This window comes from Clostridium sp. CM74B_53 (genome assembly GCF_036318045.1).
Taxonomy (GTDB): Bacteria; Bacillota; Clostridia; order Lachnospirales; family Lachnospiraceae; genus Pilosibacter.
In genome coordinates, this window is the sequence record NZ_JAWQDE010000004.1 from 147386 (window position 1) to 167993 (window position 20608).

The 20608-nt window shown below is 51.6% G+C and carries 16 protein-coding genes; all 16 read left to right on the forward strand.

Annotated features, from left to right (window positions below; all coding sequences use genetic code 11):
• Positions 1 to 188: 188 nt before the first annotated feature.
• Positions 189 to 3122 (forward strand): insulinase family protein, encoded by a 2934-nt coding sequence (locus V2546_RS04900; protein ID WP_329751692.1) that lies wholly within the window; start codon positions 189 to 191, stop codon positions 3120 to 3122.
• Positions 3123 to 3254: 132 nt separating this feature from the next.
• Positions 3255 to 4157: a GTPase Era gene (gene era, locus V2546_RS04905; protein WP_015555002.1), complete on the forward strand. Its 903-nt coding sequence runs from the start codon at positions 3255 to 3257 to the stop codon at positions 4155 to 4157.
• Positions 4158 to 4260: 103 nt separating this feature from the next.
• Positions 4261 to 4914, forward strand: a complete 654-nt coding sequence (recO, locus tag V2546_RS04910; protein ID WP_329751693.1) for a DNA repair protein RecO — start codon at positions 4261 to 4263, stop codon at positions 4912 to 4914.
• A gap of 187 nt (positions 4915 to 5101) precedes the next feature.
• On the forward strand, positions 5102 to 5743 hold the full coding sequence (locus V2546_RS04915; RefSeq protein ID WP_118532885.1) for a hypothetical protein: 642 nt from the start codon (positions 5102 to 5104) through the stop codon (positions 5741 to 5743).
• A 171-nt stretch (positions 5744 to 5914) separates the two neighbouring features.
• A complete protein-coding gene (locus V2546_RS04920; RefSeq protein ID WP_329751694.1) occupies positions 5915 to 7303 on the forward strand; it encodes a glycine--tRNA ligase in 1389 nt (462 codons plus the stop codon).
• Positions 7304 to 7466: 163 nt separating this feature from the next.
• A complete protein-coding gene (locus V2546_RS04925) occupies positions 7467 to 8054 on the forward strand; it encodes a Maf family protein (RefSeq protein WP_118532881.1) in 588 nt (195 codons plus the stop codon).
• Between the two features lie 139 nt (positions 8055 to 8193).
• Positions 8194 to 9165 carry a peptidylprolyl isomerase gene (locus V2546_RS04930; RefSeq protein WP_329751695.1) on the forward strand — a complete coding sequence of 324 codons (972 nt, stop codon included), beginning with the start codon at positions 8194 to 8196 and terminating at the stop codon, positions 9163 to 9165.
• Positions 9166 to 9430: 265 nt separating this feature from the next.
• Positions 9431 to 9922, forward strand: coding sequence for a DUF5721 family protein (locus V2546_RS04935; RefSeq protein ID WP_118321129.1), 492 nt, complete (start codon positions 9431 to 9433; stop codon positions 9920 to 9922).
• A gap of 72 nt (positions 9923 to 9994) precedes the next feature.
• Complete coding sequence (locus tag V2546_RS04940; RefSeq protein ID WP_329751696.1) at positions 9995 to 11677, forward strand: M3 family oligoendopeptidase; 1683 nt, start codon at positions 9995 to 9997, stop codon at positions 11675 to 11677.
• A gap of 503 nt (positions 11678 to 12180) precedes the next feature.
• Positions 12181 to 12885, forward strand: a complete 705-nt coding sequence (locus V2546_RS04945; RefSeq protein ID WP_118297076.1) for a response regulator transcription factor — start codon at positions 12181 to 12183, stop codon at positions 12883 to 12885.
• A complete protein-coding gene (locus V2546_RS04950) occupies positions 12875 to 14017 on the forward strand; it encodes a sensor histidine kinase (protein ID WP_118532873.1) in 1143 nt (380 codons plus the stop codon). Before V2546_RS04945 ends, V2546_RS04950 begins: the two co-directional genes overlap by 11 nt.
• Positions 14018 to 14035: 18 nt before the next feature.
• The gene (locus V2546_RS04955) at positions 14036 to 16510 is read left to right on the forward strand and encodes a hypothetical protein (RefSeq protein ID WP_329751698.1); all 2475 of its coding nucleotides are present in this window, start codon (positions 14036 to 14038) and stop codon (positions 16508 to 16510) included.
• Positions 16510 to 17460 carry an ABC transporter ATP-binding protein gene (locus V2546_RS04960; protein ID WP_118321126.1) on the forward strand — a complete coding sequence of 317 codons (951 nt, stop codon included), beginning with the start codon at positions 16510 to 16512 and terminating at the stop codon, positions 17458 to 17460. The genes V2546_RS04955 and V2546_RS04960 overlap by 1 nt, the downstream gene beginning before the upstream one ends.
• Positions 17450 to 18370: an ABC transporter permease gene (locus V2546_RS04965; RefSeq protein ID WP_215703614.1), complete on the forward strand. Its 921-nt coding sequence runs from the start codon at positions 17450 to 17452 to the stop codon at positions 18368 to 18370. The genes V2546_RS04960 and V2546_RS04965 overlap by 11 nt, the downstream gene beginning before the upstream one ends.
• Positions 18371 to 18427: 57 nt before the next feature.
• Positions 18428 to 19258 (forward strand): deoxyribonuclease IV, encoded by an 831-nt coding sequence (locus V2546_RS04970; protein ID WP_118297071.1) that lies wholly within the window; start codon positions 18428 to 18430, stop codon positions 19256 to 19258.
• 17 nt (positions 19259 to 19275) lie between these two features.
• Entirely contained in the window at positions 19276 to 20598 is a 1323-nt protein-coding gene (locus V2546_RS04975) for an SPFH domain-containing protein (protein ID WP_118603310.1), read from the forward strand.
• The last annotated feature ends 10 nt before the right edge of the window (positions 20599 to 20608 follow it).

A 20608-nucleotide genomic window follows, 5' to 3' on the forward strand; every position in this document is an offset into this window, starting at 1 on the left:
AAGCCCGACGCAAGCTTGCTTGCAGGCGGGATTATAAGTTTGAGACCCACTCCCCACATGAGTAAGTAGCCATTTTTTCGAAGAAAAAATGAGCGGATTACGAATGTGGGGGGCAGGATTGCGGGAGCACGAAGTGCGGAGCAATTCGGTTACGACTATAGCGTAAAAAAGAAAGGATTTTTTCAGACATGGAGAGCCAGATCGAATCAGTCAAAGCCCTTGACGCGTATCGTCTTCGGCAGGTAAAACATATCCCGGAACTGAATTCCGACGGTATGATCTTAGAGCATAAAAAAACAGGGGCAAATATTTTCCTCATGAGCAACGAGGATGACAACAAAGTATTCTGCATCGGTTTCCGGACACCGCCGGCGGACAGCACCGGTGTTCCGCACATCATCGAGCACACCGTGCTCTGCGGATCTGATAAATTCCCGGTGAAGGACCCGTTTGTGGAACTTGTAAAGGGATCTTTGAATACATTCTTAAACGCGATGACCTACCCGGACAAGACCGTGTACCCGATCGCGAGCTGCAATGAGACGGATTTCCAGAACCTTATGGACGTATATATGGACGCCGTCTTCCATCCGAATATCGGAAAAGAGAAGAAGATCTTCATGCAGGAAGGCTGGCACTATGAGCTCGAGAGTCCGGAAGATGAGATCACCTACAACGGCGTTGTATACAACGAGATGAAAGGGGTATTTTCCTCCCCGGAGAGCGTTCTGGACAGCTTCATCCACACGGCAATGTTCCCGGATACCTGCTATGGCGTTGAGTCCGGCGGAGACCCGGAGGACATCGTAAAGCTGACTTACGAGGATTACCTTGCGTTCTATCATAAATATTATCACCCGTCCAACAGCTATATCTACCTCTACGGAGATATGGACATGGCGGAAAAATTAAAATGGCTCGATGAGGAATATCTCGGAAAGTATGACAGAAAAGAGATCGATTCCGAGATCCGGATCCAGAAAAAATTCAAGGAGCCGATCGAGCGGGAGATCTTCTATTCCGTCTCCGAGTCCGAGAGCCTTGACCATGCGACTTACCTCTCGATCAACACGCAGGCCGGAAACGAGCTCTCCCCGAAGGAGTATGTGGCGTTCCAGATCCTGGAGTATGTGCTCTTAGATGCGCCGGGCGCACCGCTTAAAAAAGCACTCTTAGACGCGGGGATCGGCGACGATATCATGGGCGGCTACGAGTATGGGATCCTGCAGCCGTATTTCTCCGTGATCGCAAAGAATGCAGAGCGTGAGCAGAAAGATGAGTTCGTGAAAGTTGTAAAATCCACACTGAGAAAACTGGTGGACGGCGGCATCGAGAAAAAGAGCCTGAAGGCCGGGATCAACAACTACGAATTCCAGTACCGCGAGGCGGACTACGGTTCTGCGCCGAAGGGACTCATGTACGGTCTCCAGTGCCTGGACAGCTGGCTCTACGGCGGCGATCCGATGATGCACTTAGAGTATGAGGAGACCTTCGCAGCCTTAAAAGAAGGCGCTGACCATGGATATTTTGAAGGACTTATCAGGACATACCTTCTCGACAACCCATATGAGGCGGTTGTGATCGCAAGCCCGAAGAAGAACCTTACCGCCCGGATCGAAGAGCAGACTGCAAAGAAGTTAAAGGAATACAAGGACAGCCTCTCCAAAGAGGAAATCGATGCGCTGATTCGCCAGACAAAGGAATTAAAAGAGTACCAGGACACCCCGTCCCCGAAGGAAGACCTCGAGAAGATCCCGATGCTGACGAGAGATGAGATCGGAAGAGAGCCTGCGAAGCTGATCTTTGAGGAGACAAAGCTTGACGGCATCACCGTGGTCCGCCACGAGATGTTCACATCCGGGATCGGATATCTGAAAGTCCTCTTCAATACGAACCGGGTTCCGATGGAAGACCTGCCGTATCTCGGACTCTTAAAATCCGTCCTCGGATATGTGGATACAAAAAATTACAGTTACAGTGATCTGAGCAGTGAGATCTTCTTAAACAGCGGCGGTGTTTCCTTCTCCGTAACCTCCTACCCGGATCTTGCGAAAGCGGGAAGCTTCACAGGAGTTTTCGTTTGTAGCGCGAGAGTCCTCTATGAGAAACTTGACTTTGGATTCGAGATCCTGGAAGAGATCATCAACCGCTCGGTTCTCGATGATGAAAAGCGCTTAAATGAGATCTTGAGCGAAGGAAAGTCAAAGTCCCAGATGAAACTCATGGGATCCGGTCACACGGCGGCCGTTGCGAGAGCGACCTCCTACTTCTCCGATACTTCCTATTTCAACGATATGACAGGTGGGATCGGATACTATAAATTCTTAGAGGACCTGGCAAAGAACTTTGAGACAAAGAACGACGAGATCATTGCCGGCCTGAAGCGTGTGATGGCAGTGCTCTTTACGAGAGAGAACATGACAGTCAGCTACACAGCTGACCAGGAAGGATTCTCTTATCTGGAAGGCGCGATGAAGAAGCTTTCTGAGAAGATCCCGGCAGGAACCGGAAAAATCTATCCGTTCACAGCACCGAAGGAGAACAGAAATGAGGGCTTTACTTCCTCCTCCAAGGTCAACTATGTGGCACACTGCGGAACCTTCGCGGGAAGCGGATATTCCTACACAGGCGCGCTGCGGATCTTAAAAGTGATGTTAAGCTATGATTATCTCTGGATCAACATCCGCGTGAAAGGCGGTGCATACGGCTGCATGAGCGGCATCGGGCGTTCCGGTGAGGGATATTTTGTCTCCTACCGTGATCCGGAGGTGAAGAAGAGTGATGATATCTATCTCGGAATCCCGGATTATCTGGAGAATTTCGAGGCGGATGAGCGCACGATGACAAAATATGTCATCGGAACCATCAGCGATATTGATACTCCGCTGACTCCGTCCTTAAAGGGAAGCCGCGGACTCTCCGCATGGTATTCCGGAGTGACGGATGAGATGCTGAAAAAAGAGCGCGAGGAGATCTTAAACGCGACCGTGGAAGATATCCGCGCCCTCGCACCGATCACAAAGGCAGTCCTTGAGACAGGAGCTGTGTGTGTAGTCGGAAATGAGGATAAGATCAAGGCGGACAGGGAACTGTTCAAGGAGATCAAACCGTTATTTGAGTAAGAAAAAAGACTGCAAAGGGAACTGTTCGGCAGGTCTGCATACCATCTGCACCGACCGGAACAGAACCTGGGACAGGAAGAAAAAATACAGGGAAAAGTACGGAAACGTTTTTGAAAAAGCTAAGGAGAATTCATGAAAAAAGGATATAAATCAGGTTTTGTGACACTGATCGGCCGTCCGAATGTTGGAAAATCCACATTGATGAACCATCTGATCGGACAGAAGATCGCGATCACGTCGGAAAAACCGCAGACCACGAGAAACAGGATCCAGACCGTGTATACAGACGAGCATGGTCAGATCATCTTCCTCGACACACCGGGGATCCACAAAGCGAAAAACAAGCTCGGTGAGTACATGGTAAACGTTGCGGAGCATACACTCCGTGAGGTCGACGTGATCTTATGGCTCGTGGAGCCGGGAACCTACATTGGTTCCGGTGAGCAGCATATCTTAAAAGTGCTGCAGACCGTAAAGACACCGGTCATCCTCGTCATCAACAAGATCGATACGGTGAAGAAAGAGGATATCTTAAAGACCATCGAGACCTACAAGGATGCATACCACTTTAAAGAGGTGATCCCGGTATCGGCGATGAAGAAGACGAACACCGACACGCTGATCCACACGATCTTCCAGTATCTGCCGGAGGGACCGCAGTACTATGATGAGGACACCGTGACCGACCAGCCGATGCGCCAGATCGCTGCGGAACTGATCCGTGAGAAAGCGCTGCGTATGATGTCGGATGAGATCCCGCACGGGATCGCAGTGACGATCGAGCGGATGACGGAGCGCGACAACGGCATGTTCGATATCGACGCGACGATCATCTGTGAGAGAGAGTCCCACAAGGGGATCGTGATCGGAAAAGGCGGTCAGATGTTAAAGCGCATCGGAACCTCCGCGAGGATCGAGATCGAGAACCTCATGGACACGAAGGTCAACTTAAAGCTCTGGGTCAAGGTCCGCAAGGAGTGGAGAGATTCCGAGCTGTATATGAAGAACTACGGATATAATTCGAAAGATATCTGATCACTCTGCTGCAGCATGGCTGGTCAGGCAGACAGATTTCTGTCTGCGGCCGTAGCAGGAAAGCTCTGGATCAGATGCAAGAGGTTATTAAAGGAACGAAGAAATGAGAGAACAGGTAGTCCTGACCGGGATGGTCATCAAATCTGCCCCGGCGGGCGAATATGACAGAAGACTCGTGATCTTAACCTGCGAGCGGGGAAAGATCACGGCTTTTGCAAGAGGTGCGAGAAGACCCGGAAGTACGCTGATGGCGTCCTCATCCCCCTTTGTGTTCGGCACATTCTCCCTCTATGAGGGCCGGGACGCCTATTCCCTCGTCTCTGTGGAGGTACAGAATTACTTCCGGGAGATCACGGAAAATATGGAGGCGGCATGTTACGGATCCTATTTTCTGGAGTTCGCGGACTATTACGGGAGAGAGAACCTGGAGGCGGTCGAGACCTTAAAACTTCTCTACCAGTCACTCCGGGCACTCTTAAAGAGCACGATCCCGAACCGGCTCGTGAGGGCTGTCTTTGAGTTAAAGCTCATGGAGATCAACGGCGAGTACATGGAAAAGCCTCTGGGAAGGCTGGAAGACTCCACGATCTATACGTGGGAATACGTTCTCGCGTCTCCGGTGGAAAAGCTTTACACCTTTACAGTCACGGAGAAAGTCTTGGAAGAATTCATAAAGTGCGTGGCGGAAAATAAGCGGCGATTTGTGGATAAAACCTTCCATTCACTTGACATTTTGGATGTTCTTGTATATAAATGATGTTAAAGGTTTTTTGACTTTTTTTGGCAATGGATTATTCGTTGCTTTTCACGGGTAGGAATTTTCAGAACTGAAAATTCCGTATGATACAGTAGCGGTCGCGGATTTTGCCGATTTGGAATGCGAAGCATCGGTATCATAAACAGGTTTATCCTTAAAAATCGTTTTTGAGGATCAAGGAGGAATTATGAAAAAAGGACAGACGGCGGCAGCCATTCTCCTTCTCGCATTTGCCTTAAACGGCTGCGGCGGCGGAGTGGGAAAGACCGCATTTGCCCCGACGGAGACCAGCCTTTATGTCACAAAGGAAGGCACCGTCACCAGCGCAGATGTGGAAATCTGCGAGAATGATTATTACAGCGCCGATGAATTAAAAGCCTATGCGCAGGAGATGCTGGACGCATTCGAGAGCGAAAACCAGTCCGGAAGCAGTGAGAAAAAGGCTGAGATCACGGAATGTACCGTGAAGGATGGGACTGCGAAACTTCTCATCACCTTCCCGGATGCGGAGGAATACCTTCGCTTTGCGGCGGAGTATCCGGATGAGGAGAGCGGGATCCAGGTCGAGAGTCTGGATGTGGTTTCCGTGCAGGACGGAGTGGAAAAAGGCTATATCGTCGGTTCAAATTTCTATAAAGCAGGCGATGAAAAGACGGAAGTATCCGCTGTGGACATCACAAAACAGAAAAAGTTCTATGTGGTCTGTGTGACCGGCAGCGCGAAGATCCAGACGGACGGTGCGATCCAGTATGTGTCCGAGGGCGTGACCTTAAACGGGAATACGGCCGAGACGCCGAAAGGCGAGACGTCTTATATTATCTTCAGATAAAAGGATCCGGCGGAAATCCGCGGATCTTAGAGAGACGGGATCTTCAGTTTAAGATCCTGTGATCATGGCAATACGCCGGATGGGATGGAATTACCCCGAAATCCCAGGTGGTTGTAGATAGAATTACTTTCCGCATAAACCAGTGCGGAAGAGATCAAGAGGAGAGTCACAATGGAAAAGACAATGGAAAAAATTGTAGCACTTGCGAAATCCAGAGGCTTTGTTTATCCGGGTTCCGAGATTTACGGAGGTCTTGCAAACACATGGGATTACGGCAATCTGGGCGTAGAGCTTAAGAATAACGTAAAACGTGCGTGGTGGAAGAAATTCATCCAGGAAAATCCGTACAACGTAGGTGTGGACTGCGCGATCTTAATGAACTCCCAGACATGGGTGGCATCCGGACATATCGGCGGTTTCTCAGATCCGTTAATGGACTGTAAGGCATGTAAAGAGCGTTTCCGTGCCGACAAGCTCATCGAGGACTACATGGCAGAGAAAGGCGTTGAGCCGGAGACTCCGATCGACGGCTGGAGCCAGGAGCAGATGAAGAAGTACATCGATGATAACCAGATCCCGTGTCCGAGCTGCGGAAAGCATGACTTCACAGATATCCGTCAGTTCAACTTAATGTTCAAGACATTCCAGGGTGTTACTGAGGACGCAAAGAACACGGTTTACTTAAGACCGGAGACAGCACAGGGTATCTTCGTAAACTTCAAGAATGTACAGAGAACATCCAGAAAGAAAGTTCCGTTCGGTATCGGACAGATCGGTAAGTCCTTCCGTAACGAGATCACACCGGGTAACTTCACATTCCGTACCAGAGAGTTCGAGCAGATGGAGTTAGAGTTCTTCTGCAAACCGGGTACAGACCTTGACTGGTTCGCATACTGGAAACAGTACTGCATCAAGTGGCTGCAGGATCTCGGCATCAAGCCGGACGAGATGCGCGCCCGCGACCATTCTCCGGAAGAGCTTTGCTTCTACAGTAAGGCAACCACAGACCTTGAGTTCTTATTCCCGTTCGGCTGGGGCGAGCTCTGGGGAATTGCGGACAGAACCGACTACGACCTGACACAGCATCAGACTGTATCCGGTCAGGATATGTCCTACTTCGATGATGAAGTAAATGAGAAGTATATCCCGTACGTTATCGAGCCGTCTCTTGGTGCAGACCGTGTGACACTTGCATTCCTTTGCTCCGCATACGACGAAGAAGAATTAGAGGGCGGAGATGTGCGTACCGTTATGCATTTCCATCCGGCGATCGCACCGGTGAAGGTTGGTATCCTTCCGTTATCCAAGAAGTTAAACGAGGGTGCAGAGAAGGTATATGCAGAGCTTTCCAAGTACTATAACTGTGAGTTCGATGACAGAGGAAATATCGGTAAACGTTATAGAAGACAGGATGAGATCGGTACTCCATTCTGCGTAACCTATGACTTTGATTCTGAGACAGACGGAGCTGTAACCGTTCGTGACAGAGATACCATGGAGCAGGTTCGTATCCCGATCGCAGAGTTAAAGAGCTATTTTGAGGATAAATTAAGTTTCTAATGGAGTCCGGAACGTGCAAAGCACATGACTGGCTGCGGAGCGGATCTGCAGACGGCGTGTGAGCCGCATGTGATTTAGGACTTTATGACAGGATGAGGCGGCTGGATCTTATGTCAGACCGCCTCTTTCTTCTATAACAGGAAATGACAGACAGGAAAGAAAAATGGAAAAAAGTAAGATCATTCTGGCATCCGGTTCCCCGAGACGGAAAGAACTGCTTTTGCAGATCGGGATCGTCCCGGAGATCATCGTGAGCCATGTGGAAGAGAAGATCACATCGGACGTCCCTGCTGAGGTCGTGATGAGTCTCGCAGAGCAGAAAGCCGTCGATGTGGCAAAAGAGATGCCGGAGGGAACCGTGATCCTTGGGTCCGATACGGTCGTCGCGGCGGACGGAAAGATCCTCGGGAAGCCGAAGAGCCACGAGGAGGCGTATGAGATGATCAGGCGTCTCGCGGGGCGCAGCCATCAGGTCTATACGGGCGTCTGCCTCGTGAAAAAAGGACCGGAGGGAGAAGCGGATACGGTCGTTTCCTTCTATGATGAGACGGACGTGAATGTTTCCCCGATGACGGAAAAAGAGATCCGGGAGTATGCGGATTCCGAGGAGCCGATGGACAAGGCGGGATCGTATGCGGTCCAGGGATTTTTTGCAAGATATATCGACGGATTAAAGGGATCTTACGCGAATGTGATGGGACTTCCGGTGCATCTTGTATATCAGGAATTGAAAAAACTTGGTGCTTTATAAATGTGCAGACGGGTTGATTCAGCAGGTCAGCGCATCTTGCTGTGCTGACCGTAATAAAACATACTTGCAGACAACGATCTGTGAGGTCTGCGTACCTGTTGCGGGAGACACAGGAAAACATAAGCTTGAGGACAGAAATATGGGAAAATGGAACCGGTGGGGAAGGACGCTTGCGGCGGTCGTCCTCACGGCAGTGATCGTCTGCGGATGCGGCGTGAAAGAGACGCTGCTTTCCGGCAGAAAAAGTGAAAGAGAGTACGGGAAAGCCGAGAGCATGGTGATCGTCACCACGGAGCGGTTCCGTTATGAAGAATTATATACAGACAAGATCTGGGATGTCGCGGTGGACGAGTCCGGAACTACGTTTGAGGAGACTCTGGTAAACCAGATCCATGATTTTTTAAAGGAATTAAAGACGATGAGCCGCATGGCCGACGAGGAGAACGTCACACTCTCGGGAAAAGAGCGGGAGCTTGTGAAGCAGGCGGCGGCTCAGTATATGGAAAATCTGAAAAACGCCGGGGACAGCTTCGAGATCACCCAGGATGTGGCAGAATCCTTATATGAGGACTACTGGAAAGCGGAAAAACTGGTGGAGACCCTGACGGAAAATGTCAATCTGGAGGTCAGCGACAGCGAGGCGAAGGTCATCACGGTCGATGAGATCGTACTTTCCGACAAAGATCAGGCGGATGAGACCTTAAAAAAGGTCCGGACGGAGGGAACGGATTTTATGACGGTCGCAAAAGAGGTGTCCGAGGACCAGGAGATCGAGAAAAAGATCTCCAGAGGCATGAGGTCAGAAGAATATGAGCAGGCCGCTTACGCGCTGGCTTCCGGGGAGATCAGCGATGTGATCGGGGCAGACGGAAAATATTATATTCTGCGCTGCGTGAGCGATTACGATGAGGCCGCGACGAAGATCCGGAAGGAAGAGATGGTCCGGGAGAAGAAGAACGAGGCGTTCTATGAGACATACTCGGAGTACGCGGCGAAGGTCCATCTCGCGAAGGATGACAGTCTGTGGAAAAATCTTTCCATCACAGACGGGGAGAAGACATCGGCAGATTTCTTCGAGATCTTTGAGACGGTATGTAAGGAGACGGAATGACGGTCCCTCTGGTCTGCGCATCTGTTTGCGGACTGTGAGATCACATAGACGGAACGGCGTAACTATTCAGTAGGTCTGCGCACTTGCTGCGCTGACCATAATAAAGCACAGGATTGGAGGCAAAAATCCCATTGGCGAAGCCGATCTGGAATGGATTTTTGCTTGTAACTTGCCATGCATCCGAAGGAAAGCTCCAGGGGAGGTTTCTGTAGGTGTGAGGGAGCTGAACAGTTACGGAACGGCAAAAAATATATGGAGGTAAGCAATGGTAGCGTTAAAGGTCGAAGAGCAGAAAGCATTTACGGAAGGGCTTTTTATCGGGGAGATCTTTGATAAATTTCTTGTCAGGGAAGCGGAGATCGTGACCTGGAACCGGTTTTCCATCGACGGAAAGATCCGTCAGGGATATTTTTCGGAAGAAGAGCTCGAGGAGAACCGGATCGAAGAATATTCTTCCTGGAAGAGCTTAAAGCCGATCTGCTACTCCCTGATCAGGGGAAAACGGCTGCCGGAGAGCTTCCGGATCGTATTTCTGATGCCGCCGTCGGCAAGAGACCGGTTTGTTTCCGGGAGAGTTCCGGGGATCAGTCCGGATCAGGTCGGAGGACTTTACATCAATGTCCAGTATGAAAACCACGAGATGATCTGCGTCACGGGGACATCCATGAAACAGTTTACCATGGATCGGACGCTGGAGAATGAATGGGACGAGAATGTAAGGAAATTCCTCCGGAAAAACGGGGTAGCAGTCAGCTAGGACCGGCTGCGGTCTGTAAAATATGGGGAACAGACCGGAAAGCAGCATCATTTTGGGAAAGGGGTTACTATCATGGAAAAATTTGCGGATCTTCAGTATGTCCGTCCGGACATGGAAAAAGTCTTTGCGCGCGTATCGGTGGATATCGCAGCGTTAAAGGAAGCAAAGAGCTATGAGGAGTTTAAAAATGCCTACATGGACTTCGTGGAGGCGGATACGGAGCTTGAGACGGCAAAGACAGTCGCTCATATCCGGAACACGATCAACCTTTTAGACAGCTTCTACGAGGGCGAGATGGCATATTTCAACAGCCAGATGCCGAAATACGGGATCCTGAAAAAAGAGATGGGAGAGGTCATTGTGGCATCCCCGTTCAAAGGCGAGATGGAGAAAGAATTCGGCTCCATCCTCCTGCAGAACATGGAAGCGCAGAAACAGCTCTCCGACGAGTGCATTGTGGACGATCAGGTGGAGGAAGCCGAGCTTGTCAACCAGTACATGAAGACCCAGGCGGCGGCCACCGTGGATTTCCGCGGAGAGCAGCTCGGGACATACGGACTCTTAAAACACATGCAGAGTACGGACCGCACTGAGAGAAAAGCGGCGTTTGAGGCGTGGGCGAAGCTCTATGCGGGGATCGCCCCGAAGCTCGACGAAGTCTATGACGGTCTCGTGAAGGTGCGCTCCGGAATGGCGAAAAAGCTCGGATTTGAGAGCTTTATCCCGATGGGATATCTGCGCCGCCGCCGTTTCGACTATACGGCGAAAGACCTGGAAGTGTTCCGGAAACAGGTGCGGGAGATCATTGTCCCGGCTGCGAAGGAGCTCTATGAGCGCCAGAAAGAGGCACTCGGCATCGCGCATCTCTATTATTACGATGAGTCCCTGACCTCCCCGGACGGAAATCCGGTCCCGGTCGGTGATAAGGAATACCTGGTCGGTGAGGCTCAGAAGATGTACCGCGAACTCTCGAAGGAGAGCGGAGAGTTTTTCGATTTCATGATCGAACATGATCTCTTCGACCTGGAGTCGAAACATGGAAAGCGCGCGGGCGGATACTGCACGACACTTCCTCTCTACCATGCACCGTTCATCTTCTCCAACTTCAACGGCACGGACGCCGATGTGAATGTCCTGACCCACGAGGCGGGCCATGCGTTTGCCGGTTTCACAGCGGCAAAATTCCAGAAGATCCCGGAGCTCTGCCACTCCACAAGTGAGATCGCGGAGATCCACTCGATGAGCATGGAACTCTGGACTTACCCCTGGATGGAGAAATTCTTCGGGGACCGCGCGGAGCAGTACCGGAAAGAGCACCTCGCGGACGCTCTCATGAAGATCCCGTATATGGTCTGCGTGGATGAGTTCCAGCACAAGGTCTTTGAAAATCCGGAGATGACCGCGATAGAGCGGAGAGCAGTCTGGAGCAGCCTGGAAAAGATCTATATGCCGTGGAGAGATTATGACGGCAACGAATTCCTTGAGGGCGGCGGATTCTGGATGCAGAAGCAGCACATCTTCTTGTATCCGTTCTACTATGTGGACTACGCGATGGCCCAGATGGGGGCGTTTGAGTTCTACACAAAGATGAAGGAAGACCGGAAAGCGGCATGGGCAGACTACTACAAACTCTGCGCAGCCGGCGGTTCCATGGGATATTTCGATCTCTTAAAATACAGCGGACTCCACAAAGTCCTGGATGACGGTTCTGTGAAGATCATCATGAAGGGCGTGTTTGAGGAGCTGGGATTATAAAAAGAAAGATAAGCAGCGGAACTTATTCTCTGAGAGTAGTTCCGCTGCTTTTTTCATCGAGAAGAATACAACATGCAATATGGCATAAATTGGTTACTTTTCACGGGTAGGAATTTTTTGAACTGAAAATTCCGTATGATACCGTTATGGCCGCGGATTTTGCCGATTTGGAATGCGAAGCATCGGCAAAATCCTGTTATAGTGCGCGGGCATGGAGTGCCCGTGTACTGTAACATAAATTGTAAAAACTTCCTCTTAGTTTTCAGAAAAAAGTAAGGAAAAAAGGGTCGAAATATGGTAGGATGATACTAGGGTCAAAAGGACGAAAATCCGATGCAAGCTTGCTTGCAAGAGGATTTCCGACCTTGGGACCCGCCAAAAACATGAATAAGCAGCCATTTTTCGTAGAAAAATGAGCGGATTATGAATGTTTTTGAGTATTGTGAGAGCACGAAGTGCGGAACAATACGGTATCATAAGAAACCTAAAAAGGAGGACAAATCATGGAACAGATCGCAATCCTTGTTGTGGATGATGAGAAAGAGATCGCGGACCTTGTGGAGATCTACCTGGTCAGCGATGGATATAAAGTATTTAAGGCAAACAATGCGAAAGAGGGACTGGAGATCCTGGAAAAGGAGGAGATCCATCTGGTGCTCCTGGACATCATGATGCCGGGAATGGACGGACTCGAGATGTGCAGAAAGATCCGGGAGACGAACAACATCCCGATCATCATGCTGAGTGCGAAATCAACGGATCTCGACAAGATCCTGGGACTTGGGACCGGCGCGGATGACTATGTGGTAAAACCGTTCAATCCGCTTGAACTCACGGCCCGCGTGAAATCCCAGCTCCGCCGTTATACCCAGTTAAACCCGAACAGCAATACCGGAAAGGCGGCAAAGAACGAGATCACGATCCGCGGACTCTCGATCAACAAAGACAACCACAAGGTCATCGTGTACGGGGAGGAGATCAAGCTGACTCCGATCGAGTTCGATATCCTGTACCTTCTCGCGTCGAATCCGGGCCGCGTGTTCAGCACGGATGAAATCTTTGAGAAGGTGTGGAACGAAAAAGTATACGAGGCAAACAATACCGTCATGGTACATATCCGGAGACTGCGCGGAAAGATGAAAGAAGACACGAGACAGGATAAGATCATTACGACGGTCTGGGGGGTAGGATACAAAATTGAAAAGTGACTGGAGCAGAAACTTTTACACGCAGATCGCGGTCAATATCTTTTACAGCGCTCTGATCGCATGTCTGGTGGATGCGTTCCTGATCATGAATATCAACCTTCTGCTGGCATATCTGGACCAGACCAGGTACGCGAATATGATGATCTTCCAGATCTTCCGGATGGGGACGATCACGACGATCCTCTATGTCCTCATCGGGATCGGAGTCTTTTCCCTCACGCTTCTGCTGCTTGAGAGAAAGACGATGAAATACATCGGAAAGATCGCGATGGCGATCCAGAACATCTCCGAAGGCGATCTGAATACCCAGATCGAGGTCGTGGGAGACGATGAATTCTCTGCAATGGCATCCAATCTGAACAGGATGGAAGCAGATATCCGGAAGCTTATGGATAAGGAGCGCGAATCGGAGCGGACGAAGAATGAGCTGATCACGAACGTCGCCCATGACCTTCGGACACCGCTCACGTCCATCATCGGCTATCTGGAGCTTCTCTCCTCCGGACCGGCGATCAGCCAGGAGATGCAGAAAAAGTATATCGATATCGCCTATGTGAAGGCAAAACGCCTGGAAAAACTGATCGAAGATCTCTTCGGCTTTACGAAGATGAACTACGGCAGGATTTCCATGAACGTCGGAAAAGTGGACATCGTTAAGCTTCTCGGGCAGCTTTTGGAGGAATTTTATCCGAGTTTTATGGATAAGGACCTGACTTACGAGTTAAAGAGCAATGTCCCGTCCCAGGTGATCACGGCGGACGGAAATCTCCTCGCGAGACTTTTCGACAACCTGATCAACAACGCGATCAAATACGGGGCCGAAGGAAAGAAAGTCCTGGTCCAGGTGCTCGCGAAGGACGATATAGTCACGGTGTCCGTCACGAACTACGGCTATGTGATCCCGGCGGAGGAGCTGCCGCTGATCTTCAATAAATTTTACCGCGTGGAGCAGTCCCGCTCATCAAAGACCGGAGGAACCGGTCTGGGACTCGCCATTGCAAAGAGCATCGTGGACATGCATGGCGGAACGATCAGCGTGGCCAGTGACTTGAACGGAACGGTGTTCACCGTAAAGCTGAAGGTGGATTTTGATGTGAATAAGGAAAATTTTGCAGGCAATGCTTCACGCTAGGAACATCAGGGGAAATATATGAATCAGACGAAAAAATATCTGCTTTTTGGGTGTATGGCTGCCGTCCTTGTGACGGCGGACAGCTTTCCCGCTTTTGCCGGGGATTCGGAACTCTACGGAGTCAGCCTGGATCAGGAAGAACAGGCGAAAGCTCCGGTCGCTCTGGACATCACGGCCGTGTATGGGAAGACGGCCAGGCTCGGGAGTTTTGTCCCGTTAAAGATCCGCCTCTACGGCCAGTCGGAGAGTGCGTTTCAGGGGACTCTTACCGTGTCGACGCTGGAGAGCGTAAACAACGGGACGGCGGAACCGTATGAATATTCCTGGTCGGTCGAGGTTTCGCCTGCGGAGACAAAGAACATGGAGCTCTACGTCCCGCTGGGGCAGAAAAACGGCAGGATCTATCTGACATTAAAAGACGCGAAAAACAGGACCATGGGGGAAACCTCCATGGATTTTGACGTTTCAAAGGAAGAGAGCCGTCTCCTTGCGGGCGTTATCGAAAACAGACCGGGAAACTTAAACTGGCTCGACGGAGTCGGTCTGAATTACGGGATGGTCCAGTCGAAAACGGTCGAGATCGCGAAGGAGGACTTTCCGGATGACCCGAGAGGACTTTCGATGTTCGACCTGCTCATTGTAAACGGGATCGACTGCGGGACTCTTGACCAGGCACAGAAAGAGGCCGTGGCGGACTGGGTGAGCGACGGTGGTACCCTGATCCTCGGCACCGGAAAAAACGGCGGGAAAACACTGGAACTCCTGAGTGAAATGCAGACGGATATCACGCTGGAGGACGCGAAGACCGTGTGGATCGGAATGGGAACCGAGTACGCGGATCAGAATCCGGCAGAATCTGAGGTGCGCTTAAACTATGCGCAGGCGGAGATTCCGGGTGCTTCGGAACGGATGGTCACAGACGGGACCCCGCTCTTAAAGATCATGAGCTGCGGAAACGGACGGATCGGCGTTCTGGGGATCGATCTTTCGGAGATCACCGGCTTCGTGAAACGAAATCCTTCCTACGCGGCCTGGTTTCTCGGGGAGGTGTTCCGGGAGGAAGAACTGAACAGGATCTATTACTATTCCTATGGCCGGGATGCCGGCTACTGGAATGCCCAGAATCTTGTGAGCGGAGGAAATGCGAAGCGGCTTCCGAACCTTGTCCTCTACGGCTTTGTGATCTTTGGATATCTGGTCATCGCGGGGCCGGGTCTCTATCTGATGCTGAAAAGAAAAGGACTGAACAGGTATTATGGCGGTTCTTTGCTTGTCTTTTCGGCAGCAGCCTGCGTTGTGATCTGGGCGATGGGGGGAAAGACGAGATTCACGAGTGAGTTCTGTACAAGTGCGACGATCCTGGATGCGGAGAACGATACCGTCCGTGAGAAGACATTCTTAAATATCCGGACGCCGGACAGCAGCGGATTTTCCGTGAAGCTCACGCCGGACTACCGGGTCTCCCCGCTGACAAGGAGCGGACGGTATGATACGGTCCGCGTGGAGAACTTTGAAAAGAACATTCAGGCTGCGATTGGGATCCGGAAAGAGGCGGATGACACCGTGATCTTCAGCAGAAGATCAAAAGCGTTTGACTCCCGGTATTTTCTTCTGGAACGGGAGACAGAGATGCAGGGCAAAACGGATGCCAGTCTCACGGTATCGGGCGGAAAGATCAGCGGTTATGTTGAGAATCATCTGCCTGTGAAGCTGGAAAATGCGGCGGTCTATCTCTACGGACAGGTCGTGATCCTGGGCGATCTGGAGCCGGGACAGAGGATCGAACTGGAGAATGAGAAGCTTCTGGTATGGCCGGTCGGAATGACATGGCTGCTCGCGGATCGGGTCTGCGGCTATCCGGACCGCGCGGACGATTCGAACGAGGAATACATGGAAAATATTCAGAAATCCGGTCTCGGAGGATATTTTGCGGATCATTATTATTCCAGATATAACCCGGAAGTCCGACTCGGCGGCTTTATTCCGTCATCCTACGCGGGATCGGCCGGAATTCCTGCTGACAACCAGGACGGAAAGACGTTCTATACGGAACCGGTGAGCTGTCAGATGGGAAAGGACGGGGAGATCTACCGCTGTGGTCAGATGGCGGAGCCGTCTGTGAGTACCGGAATGGGCGTCAGCTACGGAAACGCCATGGTCCTGTACGGAACGGATCCGGTGATCGTGGAATATGATCCGGGAACGGATATTCAGATCGGGACATATTCCTTCCTGCCTGTTTCGGAGCAGTTTTTCGAGGATGCGAGATATTCCTATATCGGTCGGTTTTCCGGAGAAGCGTCATTCTATAATGAGAAGACGGGAACCTACGATCCGGTCGATATCCGGAAACAGGATTTTACGAGGGAGGAACTGAGCGATTACATTGCCGCGGACGGAAAGATCACGGTCCGCTATTCCGGCGGGAATGACGCGGAGAATGGAACCAGTCAGGCACTTCCGCTCCTGATGGTCACGGGGAGGGAAAACTGATGCTGAAGATACAGGGACTGAAAAAGAAATTTGGCAATTTTGAGGCGCTCTCCGGACTCGACATGGAAGTTGCGGAGGGAGCGCTTTACGGCTTTGTCGGACCGAACGGAGCCGGAAAGACCACAGCGATCCGCATCATCACGGGACTCCTGAATGCGGATGAAGGTTCTGTCCTGATCGACGGAAAAGATGCGTTCTGCTACCGGGACCAGGTGAAGGATCTGTTTGGATACGTTCCGGATGAATTTGGTCTGTATGACAATCTGAAAGTCTGGGAATACATGGACTTTTTTGCCTCCTGTTACGGGCTTTCCGGCCTGGTGGCGAGAGAGCGGTGTACAAACCTCCTGGAACAGGTAAAGCTTGCGGATAAGGAAGACTTTTTCGTGGACAGTCTTTCGCGCGGAATGAAGCAGCGGCTCTGTCTGGCCCGCGCAATGATCCACGATCCGAAGCTTCTGATCCTGGACGAGCCGACCTCCGGGATGGACCCGAGAGCGCGTGTGGAATTCAAGGAGCTCTTAAAGGAGCTGTGCGCGGAGGGAAAGACGATCCTTGTGAGCTCCCATATCCTCTCGGAGTTGGCGCAGATGTGTACCGATATCGGGATCATTGATGCCGGAAAGATCGTTCTGTCCGGAAACATGGGGGATATCTTAAAGCAGGTCAATGATTCGAACCCGATCCGTGTCCAGGTTGTCGAGAATGTCCGGGAGGCGGTACAGTTTCTCAGGGCAGAGCCGGAGGTCCGGACGATCACGGTGGAAGGAAACGACCTCGTCGTGGGATTCCACGGCGGAAAGGACGCGGAAGCGATGCTTCTCGCAAAACTGGTAGCGCATAACATCGGGATCTGCGGATTCTGGAGAGAACAGGGGGACCTGGAGAGCATCTTCATGCAGATCACGGATCATGATATGGAAAAGGTGGTGATGACGAGTGAAGAATAATCCGGTCTATAAGAGGGAAATGCTGGTCCGGTCGAGAAGTTTCCGGATCCCGCTTATCATCATGATCTTTAACGGGATCCTGGCTCTGGTGGCGCTCTTAAACATGTACCAGAGCATCGCGCAGGTAAAGGTGAGCGGATCCGTCACCTATGAGAATTTTTTACAGCTCTACACGTTTGTGGCTGCCCTGGAGTTTATGATGCTGATGTTCATCATGCCGGCGCTGACGTCGGCCAGCATCAGCGGGGAGCGGGAACGCCACACGCTGGAGCTGATGTTTACGACAAAGATCCGCCCGGTCGACATTGTGATCGGAAAACTCGCGTCGGCGTTCACGCATCTGATGATCCTCGTGTTCTCGAGTCTTCCGGTCCTGATGCTGACCTTCATCTATGGGAGCATCAGTTCGCAGGATCTCTTCCTGCTGCTGTTCAGCTATGTGACCGTTGCATTGTACTGCGGAAGTCTCGGAATCTTTGCTTCTTCGTTGATGAAGCGCTCGACATTTTCGAATGTCATCACCTACGGGATCATGCTGGTCCTCGTGGTGGGGACGTACATGCTGAATGTGTTCCTGCTGAGGATCTCGGAGACAGAGATCAATATGATGGTGCTGGGGGCGGGGGAGACGATCCCTGAGCCGACTTCCGGGGCGGCCGTCTATCTGCTGCTCGCGAATCCGGCGATCACGTTCGCGCAGATCCTGGAAGGCCAGGTTGCGGGAGGCGGAGGAAACTTTAAGATCCGGAACTTTCTCGGAAGTCAGGCTGGGAATCTGATCACGGATCACTGGGTCTTCTTTAGCCTCATCCTGCAGCTTGTCCTGTCGGCGATCTTCATATGGGGAGCCGTCTTTTTCCTGGAACCGGTGAGAAGACAGAAAAAGGCTGATCTTCAGAGTACCCGCTGAGTTACTTTTTACGGGCGGAACAGTCAGAGAGAAAAAATTCATGTGGAGGTAACAGGAATGTTTTATATCGGATGCCATCTCTCCTCTGCGAAGGGGTTCCTCGCGATGGGAAAGGACGCGGAAAAGATCGGAGCGACGACGTTCCAGTTTTTCACGAGAAATCCACGGGGCGGAAGTGCAAAGCCGCTCGACCATGAGGATATCCAGGCATTTTTAAAATTAAAGGAAGAGCTGGGGATCGGAACACTGGTGGCCCATGCTCCGTATACATTAAACGGCTGCTCAGCGGACGAAAAGATCCGTGATTTCGCGAAGCGGACCATGGCGGATGACCTGGAGCGCATGGAGGCGATCCCGGGAAATCTCTACAATTTTCATCCCGGAAGCCATGTAAAACAGGGCGTGGAAGCCGGGATCACTTATATCGCAGAAATGTTGAATGAGATCCTGCGTCCGGATCTCCACACGACGGTACTCCTCGAGACGATGGCCGGAAAGGGGAGCGAGGTCGGGAGAAGCTTTGAGGAGCTTCGGGAAATTCTTGACAGAGTCGAACTTTCTGATAAGATGGGAGTATGCATGGATACGTGTCATGTCTGGGATGCCGGGTATGACATTGTAAATGATCTTGACGGCGTGCTGGCGGAGTTTGACCGGATCGTGGGTCTCGACCGTCTGAAAGCGGTCCATTTGAACGACAGCATGAATGTGCGGGGAGCCGGAAAGGACCGCCACGCGCGGATCGGGGAAGGCGAGATCGGTGCGGAGGCGCTTGTCAGGGTGATCAACCACCCGGCGCTGCGCGATCTGCCGTTCTGTCTGGAGACTCCGAATGAGCTTCCGGGATATGCAGAAGAGATCCGCTTTCTGAAAGAACACAGACAATAAAAAGGAGAACATGGGATATGGGTATTTTAAAAGTTGGTGTTGGCGCGTTAAAGAGCGTACTGGAGGATTCCTGGCGCGAGTATTTCTACTGTCCGGCGATGGAACCGGATGTCCTTGTCAAAAAAGGGGAAAACAGAAAGTCAAATAGAAGCTATAACACAAAAAACAGTGACAACCTGATCTCCAACGGATCCATCATTGCGGTCAATGAGGGACAGTGCATGATGATCGTGGATCAGGGAGCGATCGTTGAGGTCTGCGCGGAAGCCGGAGAGTTTGTGTACGATACCTCCGCGGAGCCGAGTATCTTCTACGGAAATCTCGGAAAGAGCATCGGGGACAGCTTTAAGCAGTTCGGAAAGCGTTTCACGATGGGCGGCGACACGGCGAGAGACCAGAGAGTCTACTTTTTTAATACAAAGGAGATCGTCGGAAACAAGTACGGCACGGCGAATGCGGTCCCGTTCCGCGTGGTGGACCAGAACATCGGTCTCGACATGGATATTGCGATCCGCTGCCACGGTGAATATTCCTACCGGATGGTGGATCCGATCCTCTTTTATAAGAACATCTGCGGAAACATCGAGGAGGATTATACGAGAGACAAGATCGATTCCCAGCTTCGCAGCGAGCTCCTGACAGCCCTGCAGCCGGCATTCGCAAAGATTTCCGGGATGGGAGTCCGCTACAGCGCACTTCCGGGGCATACGGTGGAGCTTGCAAATGCGCTCCGTGAGATCCTCTCCGACAGCTGGGACGATGTCTACGGGATCACGGTGAGCAAGATCGGAGTGAGCTCCGTGAAAGCCTCCGAGGAAGACGAGAAGATGATCAAGGAGCTGCAGAGAAATGCGACATTCCGCAACCCTGGAATGGCGGCAGCGCAGCTCGTAAATGCACAGGCGGAGGCGATGCAGAGTGCGGCGAAAAACACTTCGACCGGTCCGATGATGGCGTTCGCCGGAATGAACATGGCTGCACAGAACGGCGGATTTAATGCCCAGGGACTGTTTGACATGGCAGCTGCCCAGGGACAGCAGGGTGCTTCCAATATGGCTGCCCAGGCTCCGCAGACATCCGGCGGACCGGCAAAGATGGCGCCGTTATCCGGCTGGACCTGCTCCTGTGGTCAGGAGGGAAATACCGGAAACTTCTGCTCCAACTGCGGAAAGAAGAAGCCGGAGGAGAGCGGTTCCTGGACCTGCTCCTGCGGACAGGTAAATACGGGCAATTTCTGTTCAAACTGCGGAAAGAAGCGCCCGGACGCTGTCTGGACCTGCTCCTGCGGTCAGGAAAATAAAGGAAACTTCTGTGCGAACTGCGGAAAGCCGAGACCATAAAAGAATTAGC

Excerpts from the sequence above, each read along its gene's own strand:
- V2546_RS04900 (WP_329751692.1), top strand. The coding sequence starts at position 189 with ATGGAGAGCCAGATCGAATCAGTCAAAGCCCTTGACGCGTATCGTCTT.
- era (WP_015555002.1), top strand. The coding sequence starts at position 3,255 with ATGAAAAAAGGATATAAATCAGGTTTTGTGACACTGATCGGCCGTCCG.
- recO (WP_329751693.1), top strand. The coding sequence starts at position 4,261 with ATGAGAGAACAGGTAGTCCTGACCGGGATGGTCATCAAATCTGCCCCG.
- V2546_RS04915 (WP_118532885.1), top strand. The coding sequence starts at position 5,102 with ATGAAAAAAGGACAGACGGCGGCAGCCATTCTCCTTCTCGCATTTGCC.
- V2546_RS04920 (WP_329751694.1), top strand. The coding sequence starts at position 5,915 with ATGGAAAAGACAATGGAAAAAATTGTAGCACTTGCGAAATCCAGAGGC.
- V2546_RS04925 (WP_118532881.1), top strand. The coding sequence starts at position 7,467 with ATGGAAAAAAGTAAGATCATTCTGGCATCCGGTTCCCCGAGACGGAAA.
- V2546_RS04930 (WP_329751695.1), top strand. The coding sequence starts at position 8,194 with ATGGGAAAATGGAACCGGTGGGGAAGGACGCTTGCGGCGGTCGTCCTC.
- V2546_RS04935 (WP_118321129.1), top strand. The coding sequence starts at position 9,431 with ATGGTAGCGTTAAAGGTCGAAGAGCAGAAAGCATTTACGGAAGGGCTT.
- V2546_RS04940 (WP_329751696.1), top strand. The coding sequence starts at position 9,995 with ATGGAAAAATTTGCGGATCTTCAGTATGTCCGTCCGGACATGGAAAAA.
- V2546_RS04945 (WP_118297076.1), top strand. The coding sequence starts at position 12,181 with ATGGAACAGATCGCAATCCTTGTTGTGGATGATGAGAAAGAGATCGCG.
- V2546_RS04955 (WP_329751698.1), top strand. The coding sequence starts at position 14,036 with ATGAATCAGACGAAAAAATATCTGCTTTTTGGGTGTATGGCTGCCGTC.
- V2546_RS04960 (WP_118321126.1), top strand. The coding sequence starts at position 16,510 with ATGCTGAAGATACAGGGACTGAAAAAGAAATTTGGCAATTTTGAGGCG.
- V2546_RS04970 (WP_118297071.1), top strand. The coding sequence starts at position 18,428 with ATGTTTTATATCGGATGCCATCTCTCCTCTGCGAAGGGGTTCCTCGCG.
- V2546_RS04975 (WP_118603310.1), top strand. The coding sequence starts at position 19,276 with ATGGGTATTTTAAAAGTTGGTGTTGGCGCGTTAAAGAGCGTACTGGAG.